Here is a 4,628-nt window from a genome sequence, read left to right on the forward strand (position 1 = left end):
TCTTCTGCGTGTAAGAACCAGTCTTTGACACCGTGAAACCGTGAGTTATCGACCCTACCCCGACGCTGTCTTGCGTTCAACAAGGCAACAAGGCATCAAGAAAGCAAGTTCCTGTCGCGGCGTGATGATCGCAGTCCCCAGTGTTGGGCGTCGGCTAGCGGGCGTCCATTTCGATGAGGGAACTCCGCGTGGCCAATTGGGAAGAAACAGTGTTGACGCTCTGTTGCCTCATACGATCAGACTTCTACCATGACAACAGTCATGGGCCTCTACCCTCGCAATGAATGTGAAGCTGTGGCTTTCGCTCGTTACGTATTGGGGTTGAAAAATGGAGCCGCGAACCGCAGAGAGCCGAACGGAAGGCCCGTTCGGTTATTAGCTGGCGTTAGTTGTTGCGACGGGTCGCGAGCAGCGCAGCCGCGATGAGAGCAACAAGTGCGACGAGCGCGCCGAAGCCGGGCGTGCCGTCGTCAGTACTGTCATCGCCACTGCCGTCACCGTCGGAACCGTCGGAACCGTCGGAACCGTCGGAACCGTCGGAGCCGTCGGAACCGTCGGAACCGTCGGAACCGTCAGAGCCGTCGGAACCGTCGTCACCATCGTCGGTGCCGTCGTCACCATCGTCGGTGCCGTCGTCACCATCGTCGGTGCCGTCGTCACCATCGTCGGTGCCGTCGTCCGTCTGGCGCTCCTCAACAATTTCGACTTCGACACGGTCCGTACTCTCGCCATCGTCAGCTTCGAGAACGTACGTACCGGTTTCGACGTCGGAAGTGTCAACCGAGGCACTCCACTGGCCATCGTTCTCCCACTCATCAGTGGAAGCCGAGCCAACGGATTCGTCTTCCTGAGTCAGCAGTTCAATCGTAATTGCTGCATTGTCAGACTGACGGTTAGTGTCTCCCTCAACGACCAGCGTCTCGCCGGTCGCAACCGGGTTCAGGCCTTCTGCCTGAGCCGCGTCGGGGTAGACATTGTTGATTCCCAGCGTCGCGTCGTTCAGACGGAACGACGTCGAAACCGCCAAGTCGTCGCTACCGTCAGCTTCAACGGTGTTCGAGAGGATGCGGCTGCGGACCTGATCGCCGCTGCCAGTCGCCTCGTTCCTGATGTATTCACGCAGGTCAACGAGCGACGAACCGTTCCGACCCGGGAGGTCGTCACCGTCGCCAATTACGTTATCACGGCCCTGCGAAATGACATGGCCGGAGACAGCACCCTGCGAGAGGCTACTGATGTCGATATCGTCCTGGTCGAAGGTTTCATCACTGTCAACCGAAACAGTCCGGGCGACAGTGGTGCCGCGGCGGTCAACGAAAGCCACGACGACCTCATCCTGACCAGCCGCAGTACCATCAACGTCAATCTCCTCGTCAGCTGAGGAAATCTGACCGTTAATAGTACCGAAGTTAGCGGTCAGGTCGCCTTCTTCCACAGTGATCGTCGCACGAGTGCTCGACGCACTGCTGAAGTCAGATGTTCCGATACCGCCATCATCGTCAGTAATCTCGTCCGAAACATCGGAGGTATCAATCACACCGATGTCGTAGCGACCGGCGAACGAGAGAATATTGTTACCCGCCTGCTTGTCCTGACCGGAAATCACGACGTCAGTCTCCTCGAACGTGTCGTCCGAGTCGACCGTGATCTCGTTGCTGTACTCACCATTGCCGCCGACACTAACAGGCTCCCAGTCGTTGTTATCGCGAACGTAGAGTGCGACACTGTCAGCGCTGTCAGCAGTACCGTTCACATCGACTTCGGAGCCAATGGTGTAATCGCCAGTCGGATTTTCGAGGGCGACCTCGCCCTCTTCAACACTGAAATCAGTGTCATCTTCCGTCTCGTCACCAGGTTCGTACCAGCTGCCGTCCTGGTCCCCCGTGTCGGGATCGTACACATCGAGATCAATCGATGTGTCATCAAGCGTCGAGCTTCGGAGGGAGCCAGAGGCAGTAGTCCCGTCGATCTCGACTACTGCGTAAGCGTAGGTCGCATCTGCGGCGCTGTCAACAGTGTCTGAAGCATTCGCAAACCCAACCTCTGTCGTGTCTCCGACGTTTCGGAATACATTGTCGGAGATGTCTTCGCTGCGGAAGTCATCAGCGTCGATCGTGACAAGGTGGTAGTCACCGTTCACGCCGCCGCTGAGTGAGTACTCAAGATTCGTTCCCTGAGTGATCGTATCCTGACTAGTATCTATGCTGAGAGTGTTCTGGTTTGTGATCTCAACAGTGTACTCCTCAACGACGCTGTCGTAGTCAAGGTTGTTGGATCCTTCGAAGATGACAGTGTACTCACCAGCATCTTCACCGGCAAGGTCGAGACCGACAGAGTCCTGGGCGTTAGAGCCCTGACCTTCGCCAGTCAGCGAACGATTCTCAGGTTCAAGGACCTCGTTTGTGATGTCTGCGCCGCTTGCATCTTCGACTGTTAGGCTAACATTCTCAGCATCGTTGAAGTTCCATTCACCGAAGATGGTGAGTTCATCAGCACGATCGCTTCCAACCTGGCTAAGGTCGTCGTCACTCAGCTGGACCTCCGCGGTGGTGATCCGGGGTGTGACGACAGTCGTGGTGAATCCAGAACCATTGGCAAATTCAGCATAGGTTCCGGTGTCTTGATCGGATGGAATAGGCATCTGCAGCGGAGTGCCTTCCCGGTTACCGGAAGTACCTTCGAGACTAGTTGCTGAGATTACCTCGCCATTATCTTTGACGAAAGCAAGGTTTTCTTCGCCTTGATAGACTGCTTCTCCATCAGCAATCTTGATCCTATCCGCCCCATCTCCAGTAGTGATTTCCTCGCGGTGTGCTGTATCGCCCGCATTAGCCGCAGCAGCGGGTGCAGCCGCGAATCCAACGGCCACCATGGAGATAACCATGAGGACGCTGAAGAAGACCGCATTGGCCTTCGTTCGTGTATTATTGTCGTTTGTCATTGTGTGTTCTTTGGTCTGCATTGCGACAGTATGCTTTGTCTTCACCTTATTCGCCCGTTCGTCGGTGACCAACAGGACGTCGAGGGCGCAACCGGACTTGGATCAGATTACTCACAATTCCATCGCTTGTGTCGGGTAGGGATCGCAATTTAGCTTCTATCTGCCTAATATATATGCTTTGTGTGGGGGTATTGGCGTGGGAATGACACACACGCCAAGAGGCACAAAACCACAGTTTGGCTTTACAAGCTCAACGAACCACGTCTGCGATACTATATTTTCCGTCGATATCGATGCCGATCTTGGTCACGAAAGGAAATTCAGTACCTCACAAAGCATCCTCAGCTAGCTGTTTCTGAAGCCTGAGTTCTGTGGCGGAGCGGTTGTGCTGGGTGGTCTTGACGAGAAGATCGTCGACGAACCGACGGAGAGCTGTCGCTGTCGGCGGCGGCTGCCGCCGACGCGACAGCGTCGCCACTCCTGGCGGAGGCTAGCCCGGTCGGAGATTAGCGGGTAAACCGGTCGTCTGGTGGTCGGTTTGCGGGGACGGCCCGTCGCGTCGCGAGGGCCGTCCACGCTGCCCGTTGAATCATGTTGATGAACTCCTTGAACGACTGCTCTATTGAAAATGGAAGATAGCAACGGGATCACGCCGTAATGAGTTTAGGAAAACGAGGTCGAGAAAGCGGTAATGGGAGTCGCCTTGCTCGACCTCGTTGAGACAGCACTACGTGTAGCTAAACAAGCGTTGGGGAAGCGAGCGGGCAAGCCCGTCTCGGGCGGGCTTGCCCGCGAGGCTCACATCGTCGCACACTGTATTCGGAAGGAAGAAGGCCACAGCTATGCCGAACTCGTAGATCGGCTCAGTCTCATGCCGGACGTGTGTGAGCGTCTCGGGATCAGCTCGGATGCTCCACCCGATCCAACCACGTTCTACCACTCGTTTGATCGATATGCGATGGATGTCTGGCGGGCGTTGCTGCGCGTTTCAGCGCAGCAACACCCGCAATCCGGCCACGTTGCCCTCGACAGCACGTTCTTCGAGCGATCTAACGCTTCCCAGTATTATTGTCAACGGAAAGGACGGAGGGTAAAGACGGTCAAGGCGACGACATTGACCGATACAGAGTCGCTGGCGGTGTTGGACGTTCACTGCTGTATCAAGCATGAGCACGATACGAAGGCTGGCCCGCGGGTCGTCCGCCGGAACGCGGACGACCTGCGGGCCGTCGCTGCCGATAACGGATTTCAAGATTGGCACACCGAATACGAGATCGCAGCATTAGATGTGAACTACCTCATTCAGTACCGTGGATCGACCCCGAAGGCAGCAGCAAACAACGCGCTGATCCGGGCAAAAGGCTACACACAGCGGTGGATGTCGGAAACATCCTACTCAACGGTCAAGCGAACGCAGGACTCCGCCCTGCGTTCGCAATTCTGGTACCGACAGTTCCGTGAGATCATCCTCTCGTTCGCCCTCAACAACCTCAAGAAGCTCACCAAAACACTATGATCCCGCTCCCGTACCGCATTTTCAATAGAGCATGAACGACCACTTCCAGAGGCGACGCCCCCCACGGCGGGGCATCGCCACATATTCCCAGTGTAAATACCGCCAGACGTTCTGTAACAACAAGCTCACCACGACGTACAGCAGCCGTACGACCGGATTTTGTGTCGAGGT

2 protein-coding genes and 1 pseudogene are annotated in these 4,628 nt (G+C 56.1%); 1 reads left to right on the forward strand and 2 read right to left on the reverse strand.

Features of this window, described 5'->3' with window-relative positions; all coding sequences use genetic code 11:
* Positions 1-385: 385 nt before the first annotated feature.
* Positions 386-2,962 carry an HVO_2072 family ArtA-dependent S-layer glycoprotein gene (csg, locus tag C466_RS07110; RefSeq protein ID WP_152418597.1) on the reverse strand — a complete coding sequence of 859 codons (2,577 nt, stop codon included), beginning with the start codon at positions 2,960-2,962 and terminating at the stop codon, positions 386-388.
* Between the two features lie 670 nt (positions 2,963-3,632).
* On the opposite strand from csg, the gene C466_RS07115 reads away from it, so the two are divergent.
* The gene (locus C466_RS07115) at positions 3,633-4,457 is read left to right on the forward strand and encodes an IS5 family transposase (RefSeq protein ID WP_004598925.1); all 825 of its coding nucleotides are present in this window, start codon (positions 3,633-3,635) and stop codon (positions 4,455-4,457) included.
* A gap of 33 nt (positions 4,458-4,490) precedes the next feature.
* Here the strand turns inward: C466_RS07115 and C466_RS16500 are convergent.
* Positions 4,491-4,628: pseudogene (locus tag C466_RS16500) on the reverse strand (ISH3 family transposase); the annotation flags it as partial.

The organism is Halorubrum distributum JCM 10118, from assembly GCF_000337335.1.
GTDB lineage: Archaea > Halobacteriota > Halobacteria > Halobacteriales > Haloferacaceae > Halorubrum > Halorubrum distributum.

Bases quoted from the DNA above. Each gene is read 5' to 3' on its own strand.
- csg (WP_152418597.1), bottom strand. From the start codon at position 2,962: ATGCAGACCAAAGAACACACAATGACAAACGACAATAATACACGAACG.
- C466_RS07115 (WP_004598925.1), top strand. From the start codon at position 3,633: ATGGGAGTCGCCTTGCTCGACCTCGTTGAGACAGCACTACGTGTAGCT.